The sequence below is a fragment of the Myxococcus eversor genome, assembly GCF_010894455.1.
In the GTDB taxonomy this organism is placed as follows: domain Bacteria; phylum Myxococcota; class Myxococcia; order Myxococcales; family Myxococcaceae; genus Myxococcus; species Myxococcus eversor.
Window position 1 is genome coordinate 58370 of record NZ_JAAIXY010000022.1, and the last position, 25660, is coordinate 84029.

The window sequence follows — 25660 nt, forward strand, 5'->3', positions numbered from 1 at the left end:
CGAGGCGACTTCAATGCGGAGTCGCGATGCTGTTCGGAAGCAAGACTCCGCCGTCCCGTTCGGAGCTCGTCACCGAGGCGGACGTGGCGCGCTCGAAGGGCCGGCTGAACAAGGCCATCTCCGGGTACAGGAAGGCGCTGGAGCTGGAGCCCAAGGACGCGGTGGTGCTGGGCAAGCTCGCGCCGCTGCTGGCCCGGGTGAAACAGCCGGAGGCCGCGCTGGAGAGCTTCCGCGCGGCGGCCCAGGCGCACCTGGACAAGGGCTTCGCGGACAAGGCGCTCGCCGTGTATGCGCAGGCGGCGGAGCTGTTCCCCCTGGAGCTGGACCTCTGGCGACAGGTGTCTCAGCTCCACGTCGTGAAGGGACACCGCGCGGAGGCGGTGAAGACGCTGCTCCGGGGCCGGCTCCACTTCCGTCGAAGCGCCGAGCGGACGGGCGCCATCCTCCTGCTGCGAGAGACGCTGGCGCTGGACGCGACGCTGTTCGAGGTGAAGCTGGACCTGGCGTTGCTGCTCGCGCGGCAGAAGCAGCGGGACGAAGCGCTCGCGGTGCTGGGGCCCCTGGCTTCGGAGGCGAAGAGCCGCCGTCACGTGCGCAGGTTGAGGTGGACGCAGGCGCAGGTGACGCCGGGCGTGGGCACATTCGCCGCGTGGCTGCGCGCGGCGTTGCTGGGCCGCTGAGCGTCAGCCCTTGAAGGCCAGCGACGCCACCAGGCCCACGCCAGCATGAACATCCCCACCGCCACCAGGCAGGACAGGAGGGCCGGTCCCCGGTGACAGGCCCCGGGCTCGTCCCGCGCGGAGGACGACTCGTCACCGGCGTCGGCGCTTCCGTCACATGCCGGACCTCGCCTTCGACACGTCCCGCTACGACACGGTCCTCCAGTGCCTCCGGCGTTCGCCGGCGGCCCGCAGCGAGGAGCGTGTCCATGCATCGCCCGATGTCCGTCCGAAGCCTCTTCCTGGCGAGCGCCCTCACCCTGGCCTTCGTGCCCGGGTGTCAGGACGCCCCGCCGCCCGTTGACTCCCCTCCCGAGCCGCTGGGTGCCGCCACCCAGGGCCTCACCTGCGGCGACAGCCTCATCCCCGCGATGACGGCCGGCGACGCCCCGAGCGGGCTCGCCATCGCCTCCAGCCAGTTCAGTGCCTCCAACCCCGGCTGGATGGCGCTCGACGGCAGTGACACCACCCCGTGGCTCTCCGCGAGCGGAAAGGGCTCCGCCTGGCTCACCTACGAGTTCTTCAACGGACCGAGGACTGTCACCCACTACGCCATCCAGTTCTCCAACGGCTCGCTCACGGCACGAGCGCCGAGGGACTGGACGCTGCAGGGCTGGTCCGGCTCCGCGTGGACCACGGTTGACTCGCGCACGCTCCAGACGAATTGGGGTGGCAGCGAGCTGCGTGAGTTCGCCGTCGCGACTCCGACGGCCTTCAGCAAGTACCGCCTGATGGTGACGGAGGACAACGCGGCCGGCACGGGCGTGGACGTCCTCTCCATCGGCAAGCTGAGCTTCTACAACTGCGCCTGCGCCACCAACGTCAACCAGGTGCCGGACATGACGAGCGCGACCGCGCCCTCCGGCATCGTCACGGCGTCGGGCGCCTACAGCGCCAGCTACGATGCATGGAAGGCCTTCGACAGCGTGGACACGGCGGCCTCCATGTGGATCTCCGCCGTCACGCAGACCCCCGCCTGGGTGGCCTACGAGTGGCCGGACGGTCCGCGCATCATCAGCCGATATGCCCTCAAGTTCACCAACGGCGACCTGACCACGCGCGCGCCAAAGAACTGGACCTTCCAGGGCTGGAACGGCAGCACGTGGGTGACGGTCGACACGCGCGTCGACGAGATGAACTGGTTGGGCTCGGAGCGCCGCGAGTACACGCTCACCAGCCCGAAGACGTTCAGCAAGTTCCGGCTGAACGTGACGGACGACAATGACGCTCGCACCGGGGTCGAGGTCATCTCCCTGGCGCGGCTGGAGCTGCTCGGCTGCGTGCGCGACACGGTGGCGCCCCTCGTGCCGGTCTTCACCGGCTTCACGCCGGCATCCCCGAGCACGCAGACCAGCACCACCCTCGCGGGCACCACCGAGGCGGGCGCCACCGTGCGCCTCTTCTCCGGAGGCACCTGCGCCGGAACCGCCATCGCGAGTGTGACGGCCAACGCCACGGGCACCTTCACCCGGGCCTTCACCATGACGGCCAACACCACGAGCACCTTCTCCGCGAAGGCGGAGGACGCCGTGGGCAACGTCTCCGCATGCTCGGCGCCCATCAGCTACGTGCACGACAACCTGGCCCCCGCCACCCCCTTCCAACTCGCCTTCGTCCCGAGCGCCGCGGGCACCCAGTTGACGCCTCAGCTCAACGGCCGCACCGAGGCGGGCGCGCTCGTCCGCGTCTTCCAGAACTCCAGTTGCGGAGGCACGCCGCTGACCACCACCACGGCGAACGCCAACACCGGCAACTTCAGCTTCAACCTGTCCGTGGGAACCAACGCCGTGACGACGTTCACGCTGCGCGCCGTGGATGCCGCGGGGAACCTGTCCGGCTGCTCCCCGTCGGTGGCGTACACGCATGACAACCTGGCGCCGCCGCCGCCCCTCTTCACGCCGGGACTGGTGCCCTTCCCACAGGCGCCCTTCGTCAGCGCGGTGCGCGCGCAGGGCGAGCCCCTCACGCGCGTGGTCCTCTTCTCCGACGCGGGTTGCACCACGCCCATGGGCACGGAGGTGCCGTTGGACAATGCCGGCGGTGCGCTGGTGCCGCTGCTCGCCAACCAGGTCGGTGTCACCGTCTTCGCGAGGGCCCGGGACGCGGCGGGCAATCAGTCCGCCTGCACGTCCTTCACGGAGACCTGCGTCGCGGGCTTCCTGGACTGCGACGGCAATCCAAGCAACGGCTGTGAGACGTCGAGGATGGACGACGCGGCGAACTGCGGCGCGTGCGGCACCGTGTGCGGTGGCGCGGCCTCGGCCAGTGGCGTCTGTGGCGCGGGGACATGTGGCCTCGGCTGCGCGGTGGGCACCTTCGACTGCGACGGCGACGCGGTCAACGGCTGCGAGTCCTCCACGGCCTGCGGCCCCGGCGTGTGTCAGGTGACACCCGAGCGAGAGCTGCTCATCACCGACTTGTCCGTGGTGGAGGACCCGGTGCGGACCACGGGCAACGGCGTCTGGACGTTCGGCACGCTGATGCGCCGCATGAACGGCGGGCAGAGCCCCTCCGAGCTGGTGCGAAACTGGCTGAAGACGTGGGAGGAGAACCAGTTCATCGAGGCCTCGTTCGTCGGCGCGCGCCCGCGCATCCGTCCCGACGTGCTCGGGCCCTGGGAGACGCGCAGCGGTGGTCCCAACGCGCCACTCGACTTCAACACCGCGCCGTTCCGACTGCTCGCCATCGTCAACCGCATCGACCTGCGCAGCGAGGGCACGCACTCGGGTGAGGGCCGCTTCGTCTTCGGCGTCACCACGCCCAGCGGCCAGCCCCTGCCGTTCACCGTCATCCTGGAGTACATGCTGCCCGGTGACGGGCCGGAGGACATCCAGCGCTGGGCGCGCGACTGGCACGAGCTGGGCACGCTGAGTCTCGGCACGCCGGCGTACAACACGAAGCTCCAGGCGCTGACGGACCGCTTCACCCAGTCCTTCGTGGCACCGGGACACTTCATGGGCAGCGCCATCCATCAGGTGCGCACCAACGAGAACGCGCTGGACCCGCTGTGGGAGCTGCGCGAGTTCCACTTCGGCCCCACCGGACTGGCGCCAGCTCCCGTGGCCCTCACGCCGGAGCTCTTCCACTCCGGCTCGCCCCTGGTGACGAACTACGTGCAGCAGAACCTGGCGCCCCTGATGAGCGGCACGCATCAGGTGCCGGCCTTCTTCGAGGGGCAGCCCTTCCTCGCGGGCTCCGCGCTCACTCCGTTCTTCTTCTTCTGGAACGCGCCGGGCGCGGACCCCGAGGCGCGGCATCGCTTCTCCCTCAACACGTGCAACGGCTGTCACGCGGGAGAGACGCAGACCCCCTTCCTCCACGTCTTCCCGCGTTCGGCCGGGAGCGCCTCGGGCCCGTCCTTCTTCCTCGTCGGTCAGGGCGCGACGCCGGACCCCATCACCGGCACTCCGCGCGTCTTCAACGACCTGGGCCGCCGGGACGACGACCTGGAGAACCTGGTGTGCGGAGCGCCGCAGAGCCTTCAGGCGCTGACGGGCTCCGTGGGTGAGTCGCTGCTCGCGCCGCGCTCACTGAGCAGCACGAAGAACCTGGACGCGGCCGTGCCGGGCTTCCCGCCTCGCTCGAACCTGCCTCCGGGCCGCGTCCACTGACACACGCTGGACACGCGAAGTGAACGGGCCGGGCTCCACGAACGCGCGGGGAGTCCGGCCCGAGTCGTGTCCGAGGCGTTGCGCACGAGCTCAGAAGCTCCCGAGCATCCACGCGCTGCCCACGAGGATGGACACCGTGGACGCCACGCGAGGCACGTGCGTCGCGAACTTGGAGGAGACCTGACGGATGCGGGAGAAGGCGGCGATGCCCGCGGTGAGCGCGGACATGGCCAGCGTGCTGCCGACGGAGAAGCCGCCCAGGTAGAGGGCCTGCTCCGGCCCCGTGCCCGAGACAGCGACGGGCAGCAGCAACAACAGCGCGGACGCCCCGGTGAGCCCATGCACCAGACCCACGGCGAGCACGCCTCGGGAGGCCTGACTCGCATCACCAACGCCCAGTTTCCGCCGCAGCCCCCAGACGCCCATGCCCAGCAGCGCGAGACCCGCGATGCGCTCGGCCCAGCGGTCAATGGATTCGAGATGCACGGCGGACAGGAGCACCAACAGGACACCCGCGGCGACCAGGGTACCGAGCCCATGGCCCAACCCCCACAACAACCCCACCCGCCACGCTCCCCGTCGACGCCCCACCGACAGCGGTGCCAGGCTCAGCAGATGGTCCGGTCCCGCCAGTGCGTGCAGCGCACCTGAACCGACTGCCGCGAGCGCGATGAGGGGCATGGTCATGGGGAAGTCCACCCGATGAAGGAGAGATGCCCATCCCCCCGCCCGCGTTCCAAGACATCGACTCAGGGGCCCCGTGGAGCCCCGTCGCCCGGTCGATGGAGCGCCCGCCTACCCGGCCAGGACCGGCTTCGGGGAGGGCGCTCCCACCGGGACTTCCCGCCACCAGGGCGTGGCCTGCTCCAGCCGCAGGGGCTCGCTCGCGGCCCCCAGGCGGGGCGTGAAGAGCCGGACCTGCTGCTCGGTGGCCAAGCGGAGCAGCGTCTCCGCGGGCTCGTCCCACGCGTGCAGCGCCAGGTTGAAGGTGCCCCAGTGCACGGGCATCAGCCGGCCACCTCCCAACATCTCATGGGCCTTGAGGGCGTTCTCCGGGCCCAGGTGGATGGTGCCCCAGCTCGGGTGGAAGGCGCCGACCTCCAGCATCACCAGGTCGAATGGACCATGGCGCCGCCCCACCTCGCGCAGCTCCTCCGTCAGTCCGGTGTCGCCGCTGAAGAAGAGACGGTGCTTGTCGCTCTCCAGCACCCACGACGCCCAGAGGGTCCGATTCCGGTCTCCCAGCCCGCGCCCGGAGAAGTGCTGCGACGGCGTGGCGGTGAGCGCCACCGGCCCCACCGTGGTCCGCTCCCACCAGTCCAGTTCGGTGATGAGCTCCGGCGCCACACCGAAGGCCTCCAGGTGGGCGCCCACGCCCAGGGCCGTGACGAACGGCACACGCCGCTTCGCCAGCGCATGGATGGTGGGCCGGCACAGGTGGTCATAGTGGTCGTGCGACAGGAGCACCGCGTCCAGCTCCGGCAGCGCATCCAGGGACACGGGCGCCTCGTGGAAGCGACGAGGCCCGGCGAAAGAAATGGGCGAGGCGCGCTCGCCGAACACGGGGTCCGTCAGGATGCGCGCGCCGTCCAGCTCCAGCAGCATCGTGCTGTGCCCCAGCCACGTCACCCGCAGACCGCTGTCGGGCTTGCGCCCCCAGGCCTCCAACGGATTCTCCAGGGGCAACGGCCCCGGCGGCGTGCGCTGCTCGCCCCCGCAGAAGTACTCGCCCAACAACGGCAAGGGGTTGCCCTGGATGCCAGGGTGAACGGGCGCGGTGTTGCGAAACCGACCCTCGGCGAACTGGCGGGACGCCCTCACCCGCTCGAGTCGCAGCCCTGAGATGTGCCCACCACGGCTGGAAGAAGACATGCGCTCGTGTCTAACGCCTTGGCCCGATTCTGGCCACCCCACCAGGAGGACGAACGACTGGCCGCCCTCCCGGTGGGTGGAAGTCAGTCCAGACGGACGTGCTGCTCCAGCCGCTCCTCGGGCGTCAGCTCGCGGTTGGCGACCTCCAGGTCGAAGTCGAAGGTGGCGTACTCGATGCGCCCCGTGAAGGGGAACGTCCCCCGATCCAGGTACCCGCGGCTCACGGGCGAACGGGAGTCCATCCCCACGTCCATGCACTCGGTGCTGAAGCGCCCGCGGCACTGACGCGGAATGGCCACCTGCCCCACGTCCTGGCCATTGATGAAGATGCGCGCCGACGCGGGGCCACCGAGCGTGTCGGACTCGTTGGTGAACGCGAGCTTGAGCTCCACCCGCCCCGTGGGGACCTCGATGTCCGACACGGTCTCGTGCCGCTCCATGTCGAAGAAGTTGTAGTGGTACACGAGCCGCCGGTCCTTCACGTACAGCGACCAGCCACCCATGTCGCCGCCCACGCAGACCAGCACGCCCTCGGTGCCCTCCGAGGGCAGCTCCGCTCCGACGGTGAGGGTGTAGCTGATGTTGTTCGTCTTGGGCGCGCTGCCCTCCGGCAGATAGGTCATGCCGGAGTAGAAGGTGACGCGCTTGCGCCCATAGAACCAGCTCGGGCGGAGCGAGACGTCCGCGCGCTCGATGAACCGGTCATCCAGGGGCAGCACGCCGTACTTCGCCGCTTCCACCATGAACAGGTCCTGGAGCTCGCGCAGCTTCTCCGGATGCCGGGCCGCGACGTCCACCGCCTGGCTGTAGTCTCCCCGGAGGTCGTAGAGCTCCCACCGGTCCTGGGCGAAGTCCGCCGTCCCCACCGTCTGCCACGGCAACCGTCCATGCCTGCACGACGCCATCCAGCCATCGCGGTACAGCGCCCGGTTGCCGAACATCTCGAAGTACTGCGTCGTGCGGGTGCTTGGAGCGTCCTCGCCCTTCTCATCGAAGGTATACGCGAGGCTGACGCCCTCGATGGGCTTCTGCGGCGTGCCCTTCAACATCGTCGGCTCGGTGATGCCAATGACTTCCAGCAGCGTGGGCGCGATGTCGATGACGTGGTGGAACTGGAAGCGCGAGCCCCCGCCCTCCGTGATTTCGCGAGGCCACGAGACAATCATCGGGTTGCGCGTGCCACCGAAGTGCGAGGCCACCTGCTTCGTCCACTGGAACGGCGTGTCACCCGCCCAGGCCCAGCCCACCGGGTAGTGCGGCGACGTGCCGGGAAGACCTATCTCCTCCTTGCGGTCCAGGAGCTGCTGGAGGTCCGGCGGATAGCCCCCCAGCGTCAGCATCTCGTTGAGGGTGCCGGTGAGCGTGCCCTCCGCGCTCGAGCCGTTGTCCCCGATGATGTAGAGCACGAGCGTGTTCTCCAGTTCGCCCAGGTCATCGAGGGCCTGGACGACCCGGCCCACTTCGTGGTCGGCGTGGGACAGGAAGTCCGCGTAGTTCTCCGCCATGCGGCTGAAGAGCTGCTTCTGCTCGTCATCGAAGGAATCCCAGGCTGGAATCTCCGAGGGGCGCTCGGTGAGCTTCGCGTCGGGAGGAACCACCCCCAGCTCGACCTGCCGCTTGAACACCTCCTCGCGGTAGGCGTCCCAGCCCTGGTCGAACTGGCCTTGATGCCGGCCACGCCAGTCGAGCGGTGGCTGGTGCGGCGCATGGCCCGCGCCGGGCGCGAAGTAGAGGAACAGCGGACGCTGGGGGGCAATCGACTTCTGCTGGCGCATCCACCCGATGCAGTCATCCGCGAGGTCTCTCGTGAGCTGATAGCCCTCCTCGGGCGTCCGGCTGGCCTCCACCGGCTCGGTGCCACGATGGAGCGCGGGACGGAACTGGTCCGTCTCTCCGCCGATGAAGCCATAGAAGTAGTCGAAGCCCCGCTGCGTGGGCCAGTTGTCGAACGGCCCCGCCGCGCTCGTCTGGTTGTCGGGGACGTTGTGGTTCTTCCCCCACCACGCCGTGCCGTAGCCGTTCTGCTGGAGGACCTCGGCGATGGTGCCGCAGCTCTTGGGGATGATGCCCGTGTAGCCGGGGTAGCCGGTGCCAATCTCCCCAATGACTCCGGACGCGGCGCTGTGGTGGTTGCGGCCGGTCAGCAGCGCGGCCCGCGTGGGCGAGCAGAGCGCGGTGGTGTGGAACTGGCAGTACTTCAGCCCGCTCCGCGCGAGCCGCTCGGCCGTCGGCATCGCCACCTGTCCGCCGAACGCGCTGGACCAGCCATAGCCCACGTCGTCCAGCAGCACGAGCAGCACGTTGGGCGCTCGCTCTGGCGCGGACGGCTGGCGCGGGAAGTCCGGCTTCGAGTCCCGGTAGGTCAGCCCTATCTTCGCCTTCGAGAAGCGGTACTCAGGGGCCGGGTAGACGTGACGATCCACCCTCCGAGGGAACCGAGGCTTTCTGGCCATGGCACGAGTCCTTGCTGAGCCGGGCGCGGAGAAGACAGCGGGCACGGCACCACGGACACAGATGGGCCTCCCTGGACCCGCCATCAAGCCGCCCCCTGGCGCCACCGAACCCACCGGGTACGCGCCAGCCCCTGGACGACAGGGAGGGACGGTCGAGCACGCATCCGCTCGAACCCCCCGAGGGGAAACCCGGTAGGGTGCGCCCATGATCGACGACGAGAAGCCGTTCGTCTCCCGCCACCGCTACGAGCACCACCACCCGACGGTGCTCGCCATCTACTGCTCGGATGGCCGCTTCACCGACGCCGTGGAGGACCTGGCCACCCACCTGGGCCACGAGCGCATCGACACCCTGACCATTCCGGGCGGCCCCGCGCTGCTCAACCGCTGGACGGCCGACTATCTGGAGAGCGACACCATCACCCGCGCGGCCCGTTTCCTCATCATCGGCCACCACATCGAGGAAGTGCTCCTGCTCGCGCACGCCAACTGCGGCTACTACCACTCCCGCCACGGAACCATGGGGCCGGAGTTCATCGCGGAGCAACAGGTCAAAGACCTGCGCCACGCCGCCGAGGAACTCCAGAAGGAGCACACCGGCATCCGCGTGCGCCCCTTCTACGTCCACCCCGAGGCCGAGCGCATCCACTTCAAGCCCGTGGCCCTCCACGACTGAGAGCACAGAACTTCAGCGCGGGTCCGTCCGCGTGGCCGACTCCTCGCGCCCGACGCGGGAGTGCTTGCGGCCATAGCCGAAGTAGATGACCAGCCCCAGCGCGAGCCAGAGGATGAGCCGTATCCAGGTCTCCGTGCCCAGGCCCAGCATCAGGGCCGTGCAGACGAGAATGCCCAGGATGGGGACCACGGGCACGAAGGGCGTCCGGAAGGGCCTGGGCAGGTCCGGCCGCGTGTAGCGCAACACCAGGATGCCGGCGCAGACGACCACGAACGCGAACAGCGTCCCGATGGAGACGAGGTGCCCGAGCAATCCGATGGGGAACAGCCCCGCCACCACCATGGCCACGCCTCCGGTGATGAGCGTGGACACATAGGGCGTCCGGTAGCGCGGGTGGATGCGACCGAAGAACGGCGGCAACAGCCCGTCGCGCGACATCGCGAAGAAGATGCGGGGCTGCCCCATCAACATGACGAGCACCACCGAGGCGAGGCCCGCGATGGCCCCCACGCCGACGATGGGACGAAGCCACTGCAAGGCGGGACCTCCCTCGGAGATGGCCACGTACACGGGCTCGGGCACGTCCAGCGTGCGGTACGGGGCCAGCCCCGTCATCACCGCCGCCATCAGCACGTAGAGCACCGTGCACACGATGAGCGAGCCGAGGATGCCCGTGGGCAAATCCTTCGACGGGTTGCGCGTCTCCTGCGCCGCCGTGGAGACGGCGTCGAAGCCGATGTACGCGAAGAAGATGACCCCCGCCCCCGCCAGCACCCCGCTCCAGCCGAACTCCCCGAAGCGCCCCGTGTTGGGAGGGATGAAGGGCGTCCAGTGCTCGCGCTCGACATGGAAGGCGCCGAAGCCGATGACCAGCAGGACGATGGCGACCTTCACGAAGACGATGATGTTGTTGACGCGCGCGGACTCATGGATGCCGACGACGAGCAGCGCCGTGAGCACGCCCACCAGCAACACCGCCGGGAGGTTGACGAGCGCTCCGGTGGCGTGCGGCACGAGCGAGTCTGGCGTGGTGCCGAGCGGGGCATTCGCCAGGGCCGCGGGCAGCTCCCAGCCCGCGTAGTCGCGAAGGAAGGCGGTCAGGTAACCGGACCACCCCACCGCCACGGCCGAGGACGCGAAGAGGTACTCCAGCATCAAATCCCAGCCGATGATCCACGCCACCAGTTCGCCCAGGGTGGCGTAGCCATACGTGTACGCGCTGCCGGCCACGGGAATCATCGAGGCGAACTCCGCGTAGCACAGCCCCGCGAAGAGGCAGCCCAGCCCGGCCAGGATGAACGACAGGACGATGGCGGGCCCCGCATGCTGCGCCGCCGCCGTCCCCGTCACGACGAAGATGCCCGCGCCGATGATGGCTCCGATTCCCAGCAGCGTGAGCTGGAGCCCATTGAGGGTGCGATGCAGCTCGTGCCCCTCGCCATCCTCATTCTGGAGCCTCGCGAGGCTCTTCTTCGACCAGATTCCCACGGCCGGCAGTCAACGCCGGCCCGCGTCCCTCGCGAAAGCCTGGACGACACGGATTGGCGGCAAGTGTCACCCGGCGAGCGAATCGCCGGACTCAGCCTCGGCGGTGCTCGCGGCGGTCCTCGCGCCGCTCGCGGTGGTCCTCGCGCTGCTCCTGCTTGCCCTCGCGGACCTCGCGTTCCGCCAGCCGGATGAGCTCCTGGATGAGGTCCCGCTTGCGGTGCAGCGCGCCTCCAGCCCTGCGGCCCTCCAGCTCCGCGAGCTCCCGGGCGATGACCTGCCGCGAGCGCAGCGTGGCGACCTCCGCCTTCACATCGCGACGGTCGTCCCGGGCATCCCGCCGATCATCGCGGAGATCCCTCTTGTCGCTGACGTACGCGGCCCGGCGACCCCAGGCCGCATCGTCACGGACCTCCCACTGCTCCGCGCGCACCTCGCGCTGGCTGCGCTGGGCCTCCCGCTGCGAGGACGACAACTCATTGCGGCTCTCCATCAGCTCCGCGTGGAGAAGCTGGCGCAGCCGCGCTTCCACGGCATCCATCTCGCGGACGTCACGACGCGCCCAGGACTTGTCGAAGCGTGCCAGGACGGACTTCAGCTCCGCCACGTCCATCCGGTCGTCCCGAAGCTCGCGGCGGTCCTCATTCGCCTCGTAGCGGTTCTGCGCGCGCTCCCACTGGTTGGCGCGGGACTGGGCCTGGGCGCTTCCCGCGAAGAGAAGTCCCGCGAGCACGGCGGATGAAAAAGCGTTCATGGTGGGGGGTCCTCGTGAGCGCGAAGCTCGCTGGTGTGTACAAGTCCTCCTGACGCGCCCGGAGCCACTTTATTCGAGGCCCCGGCCCCCCGGATGGCGACAAGGTAGGACTCGCGCCGACTACTGGGCGGCGACCGTGCAGTCGCCCGTCACGTTCGGGGCGGGGGCGCCGTTCACCACGTTCCCCTCGAAGACGTTGTCGCTCGCGACCACCAGCTCCACCCCGCCGTTGCCCCGGTTGCAGACGACGACGCCTCCCGCCCCCGCCTGGTTGCCCACGAAGCGGTTGTGTCGAACGGTGACGGCGCGAGTCCCCACGTCCTCCAGGTAGATGGCCGCCGCCGGGCCCTTCGTCACGAAGTTGTCCTCGAAGAGGTTGTCTTCGATGAGGTCGTTGTTCGGCTGGAAGTAGTGCAGGGCCGCGCCGCCGCCCAGGTCGTAGATGTTCTGCGAGTTGGGCCAGGCGAGCAGGGGCCTCACCACCAGGCTGCTCCACAGGCTGCCCCGGAACGCCTCCAGCCCGTTGTTCCGGAAGGTGTTGCCGCGCACCACGGAGTCCCGGCCGTGCGTCACGCACATCGCTCCGCCGCCCGCCATGGAGGAGGTGCCGGCCTGCGCGAAGCGGTCGATGTCGGAGGTGCGGTTGCCCTCGAACACCGTGCTCTCCACGCGCGAGCCCACGGTGAACATCAGGTCCAGCGCGCCGCACTTCGCCGCGGACAGGTTGTCCCGGAACAGCGAGTTCCGAATCGTCACCGGCCCCGGGTAGTAGGCCCACAGCGCGCCGCGCGTCCAGTCACGGTCGCCGTTGTATTCGTTCTTGCGCACCTTCTCGAAAATCATGTGGTCGAAGACGGGGTGGCCATCTCCCACCGAGTTGTCTCCGTAGAAGTTCATCCCCCACCAGCCATACGGATTCGTCGAGGTGAGCACCACGGGCTTCTCCGCCGTGCCGCTCACCTGGATGCCGCCGTAGACGCGCAGCTCCACGCGGCCCTTCTGGTGGTTCATCACGCTGCCCGGCGCCCCGGCCGCGACATCGGCCTCCGTCACCTCCGGACGCCCCTTGAAGTCGAGGAGGACGCCAGGCTGCACCTTGAGGACCTGTCCCTTCGGAATCGTGACGACGCCCTGCGCATTGCCAATGACCCGGTAGGGCGAGCCCGCCGCCGTCAGAGTCCCCGACAACGTACCGGTGATGAGCGTGCCGCCATCCGTCGGCACCTCGATGGAACCCGCGTCCCGCCCGGCATCGGGTGTCCCCGCATCGGCGGGGCCGGCGTCGATGGGGTCCGGACCGCGGCCACCGTCCGTGCCGGAGTCGCCACCATCCGAGGACCCCGAGCCGCCCGCATCTCGCGGCTCCGTGGTTCCACCATCGGCCTCCTGCGTTCCACCATCGTCGCGTCCGGGCCCGCCCGCGTCTTCACGCCCCGGTGCACCCGCGTCTTCGCGTCCGGGCCCGCCCGCATCCTCACGACCGGGCTCGCCTCCGTCATCTCGACCGGGGCCGCCAGCGTCTTCGCGTCCAGGCCCGTCTCCACCGTCGTCACGCTCGGGCCCACCGCCGTCCTTGGTCGGCACGACGCCGTCCTCGTCCTGGTCCGTCGACGAGGGCTCACCGGAACAAGCAAAGACACTCAACGACAGGGACACGAACACGACGCTGACAATCAAGAAGGGGGACGAAGGTGTCTTCATGGGCGGGTTGGGAGGTAACACGAAGAGGTGTCAGCCACCATTGCATGAGGGTCCCATGCTCCACCGCCTCGACGTCGGACCGATGCCCTGCACGAAGGTGCATCTCCATCCCGCGCCGAGCACTCCCCCACCCCCACGGTCAGGCTTCCCGTCTCGCGCTCCACGCCATCCAGCGGAAGCTCCACGCCTGTCTCCCCGCACCCGCGCTCGACAACGCTTCCCACCCCGGATGACTCATCAGGTCTGGTTTCCGACGACGCGCTGACACGAGGCGCACATCGACGCCTCCGGCGCCGAGCCTCGAATCCGATAGAGTCCCGCACACAATGGAGCTCGTGCTGTCGTTTCTCGCGGGCGCGTCGCGTCCGTGTGGCCCGGACGAGTCACAAGTCCTGGCAGGGCGATTGGGGGAAGCACTGGACCGCAGCCACGAAGCGTGGCCGGGCGTCGTGTTGTCTGGCGACACATTCGCACGCCACCTGGGCGAGCGCGTTCCTCCAGAGCTGCCCCTCACGGAGGGCCTGCATGCGCTGAAGGCGGAGGACCTCTACCTCGCCCGCGCCTGTCTCGACGGAGACCGCGCCGCGCTCGAGGCCCTCCAGCGCGTGGTGCTCCTGCCCATGTCCCGCGCCGTGCGCCGGGTGGACCGCTCGGACACGTTCGTGGACGAGGTGCTCCAGCTCACCCGCCTGAAGCTGCTGGTGGGCAGCGCCCGTCAGGGCCCGCGCCTCGCCGAGTACGCCGGACGCGGCACGCTTCGCCGCTGGACGGAGGCCATCGCGGTGGGCGTCGCCCTGTCCCTCAAGCGCGGCCCGCCTCGCGCCGTGTCCCTGGACGACGCGCCGCTCGTGTCGGAACTCCACGGCGCGGACCCGGAGCTCGCGCTCATCCAGCAACGCTATCGCCCCGCCTTCCGCGCCGCGTTCGCTGAAGCGCTGTCGCAGCTCTCGCCCAGGGACCGGAATCTCCTGAGACTGAGTCTGGGACAGGGGCTGGGTGTGGAGTCCCTGGGCACGCTCCACCAGGTCCACGCCTCCACGGTGTCTCGCTGGCTCACGCGCGCCCGCCAGTCCCTGCTGGAAGGCACTCGCGCCGGACTCTCGCGGCGACTGACGCTGAATGTCTCCCAGCTCGACAGCCTGTTGCGGGTGATGGACGCGAGCCTCGCGGTGAGCCTGTCTTCCCTGCTCGACGAAGGATGAGTGCCATGGCTCCGTCCAACGACTCGCGGTGCCTCGACGAACCCCAGCTCCTCGACCTCGCGGATGGCGTGGCCTCGCGGGAACTGCGCGCACGCGCGGAGGCCCACCTGGATGGCTGTGCCACCTGCCAGGCCCAGCTCGCGGACTTCCTCGTGGCTCGCGCGCCGTCCACCCCTTCGCCACGCCAGGAGCCTTCGCCCACGCCCTCCACCCTGGTGGAGGACACGGTCGCCGCGAAGGGGATCCCCATGGCCGCGCTGGAGCGGGGCACGCTGCTGGGACGCTACGTGGTGCTGGAGCGAATCGGGGCCGGTGGAATGGGCGTGGTGTACGCGGCCTATGACCCCAGCATCGACCGCCGCATCGGACTCAAGCTGGTGCACGCCGCACCAGGCGCGGTGGACTCCACCGACCGCATCCTGAGCGAGGCCCGCGCCGCCGCGCGCACCCAGCACCCCGCCGTCGTCGCCGTGCATGACGTGGGCAGGGTCGATGACCGGGTGTTCATCGCGATGGAGCTGGTGGAAGGCGGCACGCTGCGCCAGCACCTCGCCACCACGAAGCCGGAGTGGAGAGGCGTGTTGCGCCTGTACCTCCAGGCGGGCCGAGGTCTCGCCGCCGCTCACGCCGCGGGCGTCATCCACCGCGACTTCAAGCCGGACAACGTCCTGGTGGACCGCGAAGGCCGCGTGAAGGTCACCGACTTCGGCCTGGCCCGCCTCGCCGCCCGCGCGGAGTCCACCGCGTCATCCCCCGGAGCATCCGAGACGCTCGCCGTCGGACCGGACGCTCCCGGCATCGTGAGCACGGCCGCCGCGGGCACGCCGGGCTACATCGCTCCCGAGGGACTGGCGGGAGGCCGCGTGGATGCGCGCTCGGACCAGTTCAGCTTCTGTGTCGCGCTCTTCGAGGGGATGCACGGGGCGAAGCCCGGCGAGCGGGAGCCCCTCAACCGCGCGTCCGTCCCCCGCGCGGTGCAGACCGCCGTGCAGCGAGGCCTCGCACGGTCGCCGGAGGACCGCTTCCCCTCCATGGACGCGCTGCTCACCGCGCTGGAACGCGCGGCGTTTCCCAGGACCTCGCGCTGGCTCGGAGCGTTGGGTGCGGGCCTGGGCGTGGCGGCGGCTCTCACCCTCCTCTTCGTGGTGCGAGGTCCCCAACCTTGCGCGGACAGCCCCTCGCGACTCGTGGGGGTGTGGGACGCGGCTCGCAAGCTGGCGCTCCGCGACGCCTTCCTCGCCACGAGCTCCCCCGGCGCGGAGGCCCTGCACGCGACGCTGGTCCGCTCGTTGGATGGCTACGCCGGCCAGTGGATGGAGGCCCACCGCGAGGCCTGCGAGGCGACGCTCGTCCGCCATGAGCAATCCGAGGCGGCGATGGACCTGCGCATGCACTGCCTGGAGCGCCGCAAGCGCGAGCTGCACGCGATGGTGGACGTGCTGAACACCGCCAGCGCCAGCGAGGTGTCGAACGCGCCGCAGATGGTGCGTGGACTGGTGCCCACCTCCCGCTGCGCGGACGTGGAGGCGCTCGCCCGGCCCGTGCCACCTCCCACGCGAGGCCAGGAGCGAGAGCAGGTGCGCGCCGCCCAGGAGCTGCTCGCGGACGTGAGGGCGAGAGACCATGCCGGACGCTGGAAGGAGGCCCTGGAGCTGGCGACCACCGTGGAGAGCCAGGCCCTGGCGACGAACTACAGACCGCTGCTCGGGGAGGCGCTGCTCGCCCAGGGCCGCATCCGGCTCCATGAGCGCGACGAGAAGGAGGCCCGGCAACTGCTCCGGCGCGCCGCGCTGGCCTCCCAGGCGGGACGGGATGACGAGCATGCCATCGAGGCGATGGTGAACCTGGTCTACGTCGAGGGCGAGCTGGCGGAGCGCCCGGAGCAGGCCGACCTCTGGCGCGAGCTGGCGCAATCGCTCCTGGAGCGCATCGGTGGCGACGCTCAGCTTGAATCCAACCTCGCCTTCACCCAAGGCATGGTGCTCACCCGCCAGGGACGCCACGCGGAGGCGGTTCCGCTTCTCGAGAAGAGCCTCGTCCTGCGTGAGCGAGCCCACGGCAAGGACGCCTACGTCCTGGTCGATGCGCTCCTCGCACTCGGAACCGCACAGCGCGGACTGGGCCGCTTCGAGGAAGCCCTGGCCACCCAGCGGCGCACCCGGAACTTGCTGGTGATGCACGTGGGACACGAGCACTCCTTCGTGGCCATGACGCTCAACAACATCGCCTCCACGTTCGTCAAGATGGGCCGCTTCGACGAGGCGCTCGCGACCTTCGAGGAGAGCATCCAGCTCTTCGAGCGCATCCATGGCGCGGGCCAGCCGGCCAGCTATCTCATGAACCTGAATGCGAACATCGGAGCGGTGCATCGCGCGCGCGGCCACTTCGAGCAGGCGCGCGTGGCTCTTGAGCGCGCGTGGGCACTGGCCCAGGGCAGCCGCCCACCCGGGCACCCGGACCGGGCCTTCATCTCGGGACACCTCGCCGTGACGCTCGCGGACCTCGGTCGCGTGGACGAGGCGCTCGCGCGCGTGGAGGCCGTGCGCGGGGAGCTGGATGCGGCGCGGTCCGATGGACGTCGCAGCCGACGCCACGCGGAGCTGTCCACGCTCGTCGCGGAGATCCTCCTGCGGGTCCGCCGCTTCGAGCCCGCCGCCAACGAGGCACGCAAGGCGGTGGCGCTGCTGCGCGAGCTGGGCGCCCAGGACGAGCTGTCCACTCCCCTGTGCAGATGGGCCCAGGCGCTGCTCGGCGAGGCCCGACTCCCGGAGGCCGAGCGCACGGCCCGCGAGGGACTGAAGCTGCGCGAACAAGCGACGACACCGGACGCGGAAGAAGTCGCGGAGGCCCGCTCCCTGCTGGGCCAGGTGCTGCTGGCGCGCGGAGACCTCACGGGTGCCCGCACGCTTCTGGAGCAGGCCCTGGAGGGCTGGGAGAAGGAAGGCGCCAGTGCCTTCACCCTCGCCTCGACACGCTTCGCGCTCGCCCGCTCGCTCAGGCTTTCGAGCGTCGAGCCCGAGCGGGCGCGAACCCTGGCGCTCTCCGCGAGGGACGCCGTGGCCCAGAGCCCGCCGCCCAGGAGCCTCCCCTTGGAGGAACTGGACGCCTTCCTTTCAGAGGGTCGCGTAGACTCCGCGGCACGATGAACCGTGAAGAAGCGAACCAGGCCCTGGAGCTCATCCGCCGGGTCGTGACACAGGCGCGTGACGACTCGGCGCTCCAGAACTGGGGCGTCATCTGGATGCTCCACGCCTTCACCAACGCCGCGGGGTTCACCACCACGCAGTGGCTCTGGAATCGTGGGGACCGGACGCCCGGCGCCTACGCCGTCCTCTGGTGCGTCGTGCTCGCGTTCAACATCTCCACCATCTTCATCCTCAAGCGCGGCCAGACGGCGGGCGCACGCTCCTTCGTCGAGCGGCAGATCTGGGCCATCTGGACCACGTTCATGGGCGGCATGGGGCTGGTGGCTCTCATCAACTGGCTGCTGGGCCTGGACCGGCTGTTCATGCCGGCGGTGGCCTGTGTGTTGTTCGCCACCGCCTTCTCGATGATGGGCGCGCTGATGGGGCGCGTGTGGTTCACGGTGGCCGCCTTCTTCGCGGTCGTCTCGCTGGTGATGACGCGCTTGCCGGAGCACGGCTTCAGCCTGCTGGCGGCCCTCTGGTTCGCGGTGCAGTTCGGCGGCGGGCTCGCGCTCCACCGCGCCCGCTTGAGAAGGCTCGCGGCCCGGACGCCCGAGGCTCGGCTGGTATGATGAAGCCGGAGTCGCTCGCCGCGCTGGTGGCCCTCGCGACCGAGCCCTGGGGGCTGGACGAGTCGGAGCTTCACTCGCGCCTCACGGTGGCCGGTGTGACGGACCCCGCGTCGGCGCTGCGTGCGATTGCCGTGGCGGGCCTGGCTCGTGAGGAGCGCCGCCGCTGGGTGCCCACACCGCTGGGGCACGAGGCCCTGCGAGAGGCCCACCTGCTGCTCGCGAGCAGCCAGGACCCGAGCCCCTCTCCTCCTGGCATGGAGGAGTGCCCGTCCGTGCCCTGGCTCACCCAGGTACAGACGCACTGGGTGGAGGCCGTGTCGCTCAACTACGCGGTGGACGCGGAGCGCCTGGCGCGACTGCTGCCAGCGCCGCTGGTTCCGGAGATTCATCGGGGCACCGCGTGGGTGCAGGTGTTGATGTCGTCCCTGCGCGACATGCGCCCCCAGGGCGTGTCTCCGCTGCTGGGTGTGTGCTTCTACCAGGTGAGCTATCGGGCGTCGGTGCGCTACCGCAACGCGCGCGGTGAGTGGCGTCGTGGCGGCTACTTCGTGCGCAGCGAGACGAACGACCCGGTGATGCGCCGCGTGGGCAATACGCTGGACGAGTTCCGCTTCCACGAGTTCGGCGAGGCGCACATGGTGATGGCTCGCGAGGGAGAGTTGCTCACCCTCGCGGCGGACCCGGACGCGGGGTTTCCCGGAGGACGCCTCGTCGGCGTGTTCGACACCCGGCCCCAGACGCGTCCCCCGCCGGGCAGCGTGTGGACGGGGCTGGAGGACCTGCATGAGCCGCTGGTGGAGTGCTACGACGCGTTCGGCGTCTCGGGCGACTTCGTCTATGTGCTCACCATCGACCGCGAGCCGTGGAACGCCCGCTTCTGCACCCCGGTGGAGCTGTACTGCGAATACTTCGAGGAGGGGCCGCTCGCCCCGGGCTCCCGGCTGGACTCGGTGCTCCACCTCACGGAGTGCGCCTACCGCTGGCGCCCTCTTCGCAAGGAGCGACATACCCTGGAACCATGAGCAGCCCCGCGGAGTCCAACGCGCGATGAAGACCCCCCTCGCACTCGTCGCCTGCCTCCTTGGCGCCTTTCTGTCCTTGAGCGCCCACGCGGAGGACCGCGTCGCCACCGCCCGCGCGTCGCGGATGAAGGACGTCACGGCGCTCTTCGCCACCGCTGGGACACCCTGGCCCACGGACCAGCTCTATGTCCGGGCCTTCAAGCACGAGCAGGAGCTGGAGGTCTGGGCGGGCCCCAAGGACGGGCCGCTGGTGAAGGTGAAGACGTACCCCTTCTGTGCCGCCTCGGGAGAGCTGGGGCCCAAGCGTCGCGAGGGCGACCTCCAGGTCCCCGAGGGTTTCTACACGCTCGACCTCTTCAACCCGGTGAGCAACTTCCACCTCTCCGTGCGGGTCAGCTATCCCAACGCGGCGGACAAGCACCACCAGAAGCCGGGCGTCCGGCTGGGCGGCAACATCTTCGTCCACGGCAACTGCGTGAGCATCGGCTGCATCGCCATCGAGGACAGGCCCATCGAGGAGCTGTACCTCATGGCGCTGGACACGCGCGCCCGGACGAAGCGGGACGCGCCCATCCACATCTTCCCGCGCAGGCTCGACGCCGCGGGGATGGCGGCGATGGAGAAGGAGGCCGGCACGGACGCGGAGTTGCTCACCTTCTGGAAGAGCCTCCAGCCCGCGTACGCCTTGTTCGAGGAGGGCCGCCAGGTGCCTCGCACCTCGGTCGTCGCGAAGACAGGCGCCTACGTCGTGACACCGGCGACGAAGGCCCCTCGCGCGGGACGATGACCGCGCGAAGGGCGCGACACGTCACAGCGGGTACAGGAACGCCGCCGCCGTCTGGTCCTGGGCGCTCAACACCAGGTCTCCCGCCCGCCGGCCGCACGCGTAGTTGGCCATCACCGAGTTGGTATCCGCGGTGTCCGTCAGCAGGCACGCGCCCGTGGTCTTCGGGCAGAGCCCGATGAGAACCGGCTCATGCACGAAGCCCAGCACATGTCCCAGCTCGTGCCGGAGGATGCCCCTGAGGGTGAGTGGAGCGATGGTCCCGAACGCGGTGTTGTCGATGAGCAGGTTGCGCGAGGCACGGGACGCATTCGGGAGGAACGCGCGAGCCAGATAGCTGCCGCTCGAGTTGATCGGACGGATGTCGAAGACGACGCCCGTCTGGGAGGCACTGCAGGCCCCGTCGAACGAGCTCTCATGGATGAAGTTCACGCCCGCGATGGCTTCCCAGTCCGCCGCCGCGCCGTTCATCGCCGCGACGACGGCGGCATGGCGTGAACCGAACGCCGTGCTGACGCAGTACCGCAGGTCGCGCACCTCGGTCGAATTCCACATGACGAGGACCCCGTTGGGGCACCCCACGGCCAGCGCATCCTCGCGAGTCCCCAGTCCGTCCTGTCGCACGTAGCGGTCGTGATACGCGCGCAGCGCCGCGTCGCCCTCGAAAGCCAAATCTGGCGGCACGACATGGACGTTCGAGTCGGGCTCCTTGTACGCCCGCGCCTTGAACTCCTCGAAGGACGCATCAGGAGTGCTCGACGGAGCACCTCCCGACTCCAGTTCGACGCTGCCGCACGCCGAGAGCACGACGGACACTCCGAAACACAACCCCACGAAACAGACATTTCGCATGACTCCCCCTCTGGTGGCTCCCAAAGCCGCCCAACCTGAAATAATAGCAAATCAGGATAAAGGATGGGAGCCGGGGGCCGAACTTCAATCAGGCGTGGGGTGCTCCACGTCCGGCGTGAGGCCGGGGGCGCGGGCGACTGGAGCCACGGGCGGCTCCGTCTTCAGGACGTTCACCAGGGCCATCATCTGCGCCACCAGCGTGGTCAGCCCCTGCCCGTCCTGCACGCCCCCGGTGCCGCCGATGGACACCGAGCGCAGCTCGCGAGGCTGCGGCAGCTTCTCGGCGATTGCGGGCAGCAGCTCCACGAGCCGCGCCTGCACGTTGGACGCGCTCAGGCCGTTGAGGATCTGCTGGCGCAACTCCAGGTGCTCCAGCTCGGCGCGGGCCTGACGGTTGGCCGCGGCGCGCTCCACGTCGCGAGCGTCCGTGTTCGCCAACGCGGTGCGCTTGAGCTTCGCCGCCTCCACCTCCTGCCGCAGCCGCGCCAGCTCCGCCTCACCGGCCAGCCGGGCCTTCTCCAGCTCCGCGGACTGGAGCACCGTCTGCTGCCGCTCCGTGGCCAGCCTGCGCTCGTCCTCCTCCTCGCGCTGCTGTCGCCGCAGTCGCTCGGACTGCTCGCGGTCATACGCCTGCGCGTCCTTGCTCGCCCTCAGCGCGGACAGCTCGCCATCGCTCTCCAGCCGCATGCGCTCGCGGGTCTGCTCCACCTCCAGCTCGCGCTGGGCCAGCGACTCCTCCTTCCCCAGCGAGGCCAGCCGGGCGATGCGCTCCTGCTCGGCGCGGAACGGCGTCTGGAGGCTCTCCCACAGGCGCGCGGAGCTGACCACCGCCTCCTTGATCTGCACCGTGACGATGCGCAACCCCAGGCCCTTGTCGGTGCCTCCGCCGCCCTCCGCCACGTGCCGCAGCCGGGCGGTGAGTTCCTCGATGATGGGCTGCTTGTCGGACAGCACCGTGTCGATGGTCATGGTGGCCACCTTGTCCTTGATGGCCGCCTCCGCCTGCTCGCGAAGCTGCACGTTCACCACGCGCATCGGATCCTCCACGTCAGTGAAGTCCAGCTTGCGGTAGGCCGTGCCGAAGTCCTCGATGATCCACTGCACGTAGCCCTGCACCAGCAGGCCCTGCAGCTCGCGGCAGATGCAGTGCGCGTTGATGAGGATGGTCTGCATCGCCCCCGGCACCACCAGGAACGAGTCCTTCGCCGGGTCATAACCGAACGACACCCCCAACCCGAGCGTCAGCGGCTGCGCGTGTCCGCGACGCGTGTGCACCACGTACGCATTGGGCGGAACGACGACGGTCTTCCAGCGCCAGAAGCCGGTGATGCGCACGTCCACGGCGTTGCCCTGAGGCGCACCACCACCGCCTCCGCCTCCTCTGCCCTGGAGCGGCCCCGCGCGGGCCGCGCGCGCCGCCTGCACCGTGGGTGGCGCCACCATCTGCTTGCGGGCCCGCAGGTCCACCTCCAGGCGCTGCTGTTGCTCCTGCACCTGGTCGAGATACGTGTTCTTCACCGGATCCTGGGACGACATGGACGCTCCCCCTGAAAGGAGGCTCATCCAAGCACACGTCAGGAGCCCCGAGGAGGCCGGGCCCTCTACTTGCCCTTGACGAGCACGATCTCCACGCGGCGGTTCAGCTCGCGCCCGCGCGGAATCAGGTTGGGGGCCTTGGGACGGGTGTCTCCCAGCCCGGAGGCGTCGATGCGCGACGGGTTCAGCCCCGCCTTCACCAGCAGGTCCGCGACGGCCTTCGCGCGCGCCTCGGAGAGCGCCTGTCGCGCCGGCGCCGGCGCCTCGCGGTTGTCGGTGTGACCTTCCAGGCGCAGGCGCAGCGTCTCGTCCCGCACCATCATGTCCACCAGCAGGGCCAGGTCCGAGGTGGAGGCCTTGCGCGGCGCGGCCTGCTTCTCCTCGAAGCCCGGAGGCGTGGGCAGCTCCACGCGCTCGTCCTTCACCTGCGCCTGCTGGTCCTTCTTCGCCGGCGCGGGCGCCAGGACGAAGTCCACCGTGGCCTCGCGCTCGCGGCTCACCTTCACCTGACGCGTCTGGGCCAGGAATCCCTTGGAGAGCACGTCCACCGTGTACTCACCCGGAGGCAGCATCACCGCCGCCGGCTTGCGCGCGGCCTTGTCCAACAGGACCTGCTGCGGCGCGCCCCGGCCGCCTCGCACGTATGCCGTGGCGGCCACGGGCTTCTTCCCCGCGAGCACCTTCAACAGCAGTCGTCCCGGAGCCACCGGGCCCTGGTCGGGGGGCTTCGTGGGCGGCGGCACCTGCGTCACCGTGACAGGCGGAGCCGTGACGGGAGGCGGCACCTGCGCCACCACGACGGGAGGGGGGCCCGCGTCCTGGCCCTCCGCCAGCGTGGCGTCCGCGAGCGGCGCGGTCATCTCCGCCGAGACATCGTGAGACAGCTTCAGCTTGAGCCGGGGGTCGGGCGCGTTGGGGTTGATGCTGGGCACCACCTTCACCCGCATCCGCAGCCCCTTCTGCGCCTGGAACGTGACGGAGGCCGTCATCTTCCAGAGGAAGCCGCTCTCCTCGCTGAACAGGCTCCACGAGTCGCTGTTCGTATAGGTGACGCGCGACACCAGCGTGTAGGAGCCCTCCTCCACCTTCAGCGCCGCGAGGCGATGGATGCCCGGGCCGGAGATGACGTCCAACCCCGGCACCGCCAGGGGCTGACCGTTGAGGATGAAGTCCACCTCCAGCAGCTTGTAGGGCCGCGCGGTGCCCTCTCCTGGCAGGCCCTCGTAGGTGATGACGACCTCTGGGGGAGGCGTCTTGACCAGGGCCTGGAGCTGGCGGTCCAGGTCCTCGCGGGCCCGCTGCTCGACGGTGGAGGGTTCAGCCGCCCGCGCCGTGGCGCCGACGAGGGCCAGGATGCAGAGCCACAGTGCTTGTACGGAGGAAGAAGCCACGGGGGTTCACAGCATCGCACAACCTGGGCCCGTCGCGAGTTGTCAGCCGGGCGAGCTGACCACCATCCGACCGTCGCCCCCCCTCCCCTCACCCCATGTCCCGGCGCTACAGGGCCCTTGCGTGTGGCCCCGCCACGTTTTTGGCTCCCATCCCGCCGCCAAGGGCGCTAGTCCTGGGCGCCGAAGACTCCCCCGAAGAGGCCGCGCGCGATGAACGACTTCCAGTTCCAGGAAATGCTTCCGCTGGGCAAGGACGAGACGCCCTACCGGCTGCTCACGAAGGACCACGTCTCCACCTTCGAGGCCGGCGGACGCACCTTCCTCCAGGTGGCCCCCGAGGCGCTCACCCTGCTCACCCGGGAGGCCATGCGGGACATCGCGCACCTCCTGCGCCCCGGCCATCTGGGGCAGCTCGCGGCCATCCTCCAGGACCCGGAGGCCTCCGCGAATGACCGCTTCGTCGCGATGGAGCTCCTGAAGAACGCCAACATCGCCGCCGGTGGCGTGCTGCCGTCCTGCCAGGACACGGGCACCGCCATCATCATGGGCAAGAAGGGCCAGCACGTCCTCACCGACGGCCACGACGAGGAGGCCCTGTCCCGCGGCGTCTTCGACACCTACCGCACGTCCAACCTGCGCTACTCGCAGATGGCGGCGCTGGACATGTACAAGGAGGCCAACACCGGCAACAACCTGCCCGCGCAAATCGAGCTCTACGCGACGGGCGGTGACGCCTACAAGTTCCTGTTCATGGCCAAGGGCGGCGGGTCGGCCAACAAGAGCTATCTGTTCCAGGAGACCAAGGCGCTGCTCAATCCGACGAGCCTGATGGCCTTCCTCGACGCGAAGATTCGCGCGCTCGGCACCGCGGCGTGTCCGCCGTACCACCTGGCCATCGTCGTGGGCGGCACGTCGGCGGAGTTCGCGCTGAAGACGGCCAAGTACGCCTCCGCGCGCTACCTGGACACGCTGCCCACCGAGGGCAACGCGCTGGGCCGGGGCTTCCGCGACGTGGCGCTGGAGCAGGAGGTGCTGAAGCTCACGCAGCGCATGGGCATCGGCGCGCAGTTCGGCGGCAAGTACTTCTGCCACGACGTGCGAGTCATCCGGCTGCCGCGCCACGGCGCCTCGTGCCCGGTGGCCATCGCCGTGTCGTGCTCCGCGGACCGGCAGGTGCTCGGAAAAATCACCCGCGACGGCGTCTTCCTGGAGCAGTTGGAGGCGGACCCGGCGAAGTACCTGCCGGAGCCGACGGAGGCGGACCTGGCCGGCGAGGTGGTGAAGCTGGACCTCAACCGCCCCATGAGCGAGCTGCGCGCGGAGCTGTCGCGCTACCCCATCAAGACGCGCGTGTCGCTCACCGGGCCCATGGTGGTGGCGCGCGACATCGCCCACGCCAAGCTCAAGGAGCGGCTCGACAGGGGCGAGGGCATGCCGCAGTACCTGAAGGACCGCATGGTCTATTACGCGGGCCCCGCGAAGACGCCGGAGGGTTATGCCTCTGGCTCATTCGGTCCGACGACGGCCGGTCGCATGGACGCGTACGTGGACCAGTTCCAGGCGGAGGGCGGCAGCTTCGTGATGCTGGCCAAGGGCAACCGCTCCCAGGCCGTCACCGACGCGTGCAAGAAGCACGGCGGCTTCTACCTGGGCTCCATCGGCGGCCCGGCGGCGCGTCTGGCCAAGGACTGCATCACCAAGGTGGAGGTGCTCGAGTACGAGGAGCTGGGCATGGAGGCGGTGTGGAAGATTGAGGTGGTCGACTTCCCGGCCTTCATCGTGGTGGATGACAAGGGCAACGACTTCTTCGCCCACCTCAACAAGCCCTCCGCGAAGAAGGGCTGA

Annotated in this window: 18 protein-coding genes; 9 read left to right on the top strand and 9 right to left on the bottom strand. The window is 69.7% G+C overall.

The window, feature by feature from the left end; all coding sequences use genetic code 11:
* Positions 1-26 precede the first annotated feature (26 nt).
* Both G4D83_RS35265 and G4D83_RS35270 read left to right on the top strand, forming a co-directional pair.
* On the top strand, positions 27-680 hold the full coding sequence (locus G4D83_RS35265) for a tetratricopeptide repeat protein (RefSeq protein ID WP_176435504.1): 654 nt from the start codon (positions 27-29) through the stop codon (positions 678-680).
* A 248-nt stretch (positions 681-928) separates the two neighbouring features.
* Positions 929-4330, top strand: a complete 3402-nt coding sequence (locus G4D83_RS35270; RefSeq protein WP_163869284.1) for an Ig-like domain-containing protein — start codon at positions 929-931, stop codon at positions 4328-4330.
* 90 nt (positions 4331-4420) lie between these two features.
* On the opposite strand, the gene G4D83_RS35275 is transcribed toward G4D83_RS35270, so the two are convergent.
* From G4D83_RS35275 to G4D83_RS35285, 3 genes are all read right to left on the bottom strand, one after another.
* Complete coding sequence (locus G4D83_RS35275) at positions 4421-5017, bottom strand: hypothetical protein (RefSeq protein ID WP_240356989.1); 597 nt, start codon at positions 5015-5017, stop codon at positions 4421-4423.
* Positions 5018-5125: 108 nt separating this feature from the next.
* Positions 5126-6202, bottom strand: coding sequence for an MBL fold metallo-hydrolase (locus G4D83_RS35280; RefSeq protein WP_163869285.1), 1077 nt, complete (start codon positions 6200-6202; stop codon positions 5126-5128).
* 83 nt (positions 6203-6285) lie between these two features.
* Positions 6286-8655, bottom strand: a complete 2370-nt coding sequence (locus tag G4D83_RS35285; protein ID WP_163869286.1) for an arylsulfatase — start codon at positions 8653-8655, stop codon at positions 6286-6288.
* A gap of 205 nt (positions 8656-8860) precedes the next feature.
* Here G4D83_RS35285 and G4D83_RS35290 point away from each other — a divergent pair, with 205 nt between their 5' ends.
* Positions 8861-9331, top strand: a complete 471-nt coding sequence (locus tag G4D83_RS35290; protein WP_163869287.1) for a carbonic anhydrase — start codon at positions 8861-8863, stop codon at positions 9329-9331.
* Between the two features lie 12 nt (positions 9332-9343).
* Here G4D83_RS35290 and G4D83_RS35295 read toward each other — a convergent pair whose 3' ends face one another.
* From G4D83_RS35295 to G4D83_RS35305, 3 genes are all read right to left on the bottom strand, one after another.
* Complete coding sequence (locus G4D83_RS35295) at positions 9344-10819, bottom strand: amino acid permease (protein WP_163869288.1); 1476 nt, start codon at positions 10817-10819, stop codon at positions 9344-9346.
* 91 nt (positions 10820-10910) lie between these two features.
* A complete protein-coding gene (locus G4D83_RS35300) occupies positions 10911-11570 on the bottom strand; it encodes a hypothetical protein (RefSeq protein WP_163869289.1) in 660 nt (219 codons plus the stop codon).
* A 120-nt stretch (positions 11571-11690) separates the two neighbouring features.
* Positions 11691-13271: a right-handed parallel beta-helix repeat-containing protein gene (locus tag G4D83_RS35305; protein WP_163869290.1), complete on the bottom strand. Its 1581-nt coding sequence runs from the start codon at positions 13269-13271 to the stop codon at positions 11691-11693.
* A gap of 326 nt (positions 13272-13597) precedes the next feature.
* Here G4D83_RS35305 and G4D83_RS35310 point away from each other — a divergent pair, with 326 nt between their 5' ends.
* Genes G4D83_RS35310 through G4D83_RS35330 form a run of 5 tightly spaced genes read left to right on the top strand, consistent with a single transcriptional unit; the run spans position 13598 to position 20039 of the window.
* A complete protein-coding gene (locus G4D83_RS35310) occupies positions 13598-14473 on the top strand; it encodes a sigma-70 family RNA polymerase sigma factor (RefSeq protein WP_163869291.1) in 876 nt (291 codons plus the stop codon).
* A gap of 5 nt (positions 14474-14478) precedes the next feature.
* On the top strand, positions 14479-17619 hold the full coding sequence (locus G4D83_RS35315) for a tetratricopeptide repeat protein (RefSeq protein WP_163869292.1): 3141 nt from the start codon (positions 14479-14481) through the stop codon (positions 17617-17619).
* Entirely contained in the window at positions 17616-18230 is a 615-nt protein-coding gene (locus G4D83_RS35320) for a hypothetical protein (protein ID WP_163869293.1), read from the top strand. The genes G4D83_RS35315 and G4D83_RS35320 overlap by 4 nt, the downstream gene beginning before the upstream one ends.
* Positions 18227-19252: a DUF2071 domain-containing protein gene (locus G4D83_RS35325; RefSeq protein WP_163869294.1), complete on the top strand. Its 1026-nt coding sequence runs from the start codon at positions 18227-18229 to the stop codon at positions 19250-19252. Before G4D83_RS35320 ends, G4D83_RS35325 begins: the two co-directional genes overlap by 4 nt.
* Positions 19253-19277: 25 nt before the next feature.
* Positions 19278-20039 (top strand): L,D-transpeptidase family protein, encoded by a 762-nt coding sequence (locus tag G4D83_RS35330; protein ID WP_163869295.1) that lies wholly within the window; start codon positions 19278-19280, stop codon positions 20037-20039.
* Between the two features lie 21 nt (positions 20040-20060).
* Here the strand turns inward: G4D83_RS35330 and G4D83_RS35335 are convergent, their stop codons facing one another.
* The 3 genes from G4D83_RS35335 to G4D83_RS35345 form a co-directional block, all read right to left on the bottom strand.
* Positions 20061-20888 (bottom strand): zinc metalloprotease, encoded by an 828-nt coding sequence (locus G4D83_RS35335; protein WP_163869296.1) that lies wholly within the window; start codon positions 20886-20888, stop codon positions 20061-20063.
* Positions 20889-20972: 84 nt separating this feature from the next.
* On the bottom strand, positions 20973-22424 hold the full coding sequence (locus G4D83_RS35340; RefSeq protein ID WP_240356991.1) for an SPFH domain-containing protein: 1452 nt from the start codon (positions 22422-22424) through the stop codon (positions 20973-20975).
* Positions 22425-22489: 65 nt separating this feature from the next.
* Positions 22490-23815, bottom strand: a complete 1326-nt coding sequence (locus tag G4D83_RS35345; RefSeq protein WP_240356992.1) for an OmpA family protein — start codon at positions 23813-23815, stop codon at positions 22490-22492.
* Positions 23816-24025: 210 nt separating this feature from the next.
* Here G4D83_RS35345 and G4D83_RS35350 point away from each other — a divergent pair, with 210 nt between their 5' ends.
* The gene (locus G4D83_RS35350) at positions 24026-25660 is read left to right on the top strand and encodes a fumarate hydratase (RefSeq protein ID WP_163869298.1); all 1635 of its coding nucleotides are present in this window, start codon (positions 24026-24028) and stop codon (positions 25658-25660) included.

Coding starts and splice junctions, on each gene's coding strand:
- G4D83_RS35325 (WP_163869294.1), top strand. CDS start 18,227: ATGATGAAGCCGGAGTCGCTCGCCGCGCTGGTGGCCCTCGCGACCGAG.
- G4D83_RS35310 (WP_163869291.1), top strand. CDS start 13,598: ATGGAGCTCGTGCTGTCGTTTCTCGCGGGCGCGTCGCGTCCGTGTGGC.
- G4D83_RS35270 (WP_163869284.1), top strand. CDS start 929: ATGCATCGCCCGATGTCCGTCCGAAGCCTCTTCCTGGCGAGCGCCCTC.
- G4D83_RS35275 (WP_240356989.1), bottom strand. CDS start 5,017: ATGACCATGCCCCTCATCGCGCTCGCGGCAGTCGGTTCAGGTGCGCTG.
- G4D83_RS35280 (WP_163869285.1), bottom strand. CDS start 6,202: ATGTCTTCTTCCAGCCGTGGTGGGCACATCTCAGGGCTGCGACTCGAG.
- G4D83_RS35305 (WP_163869290.1), bottom strand. CDS start 13,271: ATGAAGACACCTTCGTCCCCCTTCTTGATTGTCAGCGTCGTGTTCGTG.
- G4D83_RS35315 (WP_163869292.1), top strand. CDS start 14,479: ATGGCTCCGTCCAACGACTCGCGGTGCCTCGACGAACCCCAGCTCCTC.
- G4D83_RS35285 (WP_163869286.1), bottom strand. CDS start 8,655: ATGGCCAGAAAGCCTCGGTTCCCTCGGAGGGTGGATCGTCACGTCTAC.
- G4D83_RS35350 (WP_163869298.1), top strand. CDS start 24,026: ATGAACGACTTCCAGTTCCAGGAAATGCTTCCGCTGGGCAAGGACGAG.
- G4D83_RS35290 (WP_163869287.1), top strand. CDS start 8,861: ATGATCGACGACGAGAAGCCGTTCGTCTCCCGCCACCGCTACGAGCAC.
- G4D83_RS35320 (WP_163869293.1), top strand. CDS start 17,616: ATGAACCGTGAAGAAGCGAACCAGGCCCTGGAGCTCATCCGCCGGGTC.
- G4D83_RS35330 (WP_163869295.1), top strand. CDS start 19,278: ATGAAGACCCCCCTCGCACTCGTCGCCTGCCTCCTTGGCGCCTTTCTG.
- G4D83_RS35340 (WP_240356991.1), bottom strand. CDS start 22,424: ATGTCGTCCCAGGATCCGGTGAAGAACACGTATCTCGACCAGGTGCAG.
- G4D83_RS35335 (WP_163869296.1), bottom strand. CDS start 20,888: ATGCGAAATGTCTGTTTCGTGGGGTTGTGTTTCGGAGTGTCCGTCGTG.
- G4D83_RS35265 (WP_176435504.1), top strand. CDS start 27: ATGCTGTTCGGAAGCAAGACTCCGCCGTCCCGTTCGGAGCTCGTCACC.
- G4D83_RS35300 (WP_163869289.1), bottom strand. CDS start 11,570: ATGAACGCTTTTTCATCCGCCGTGCTCGCGGGACTTCTCTTCGCGGGA.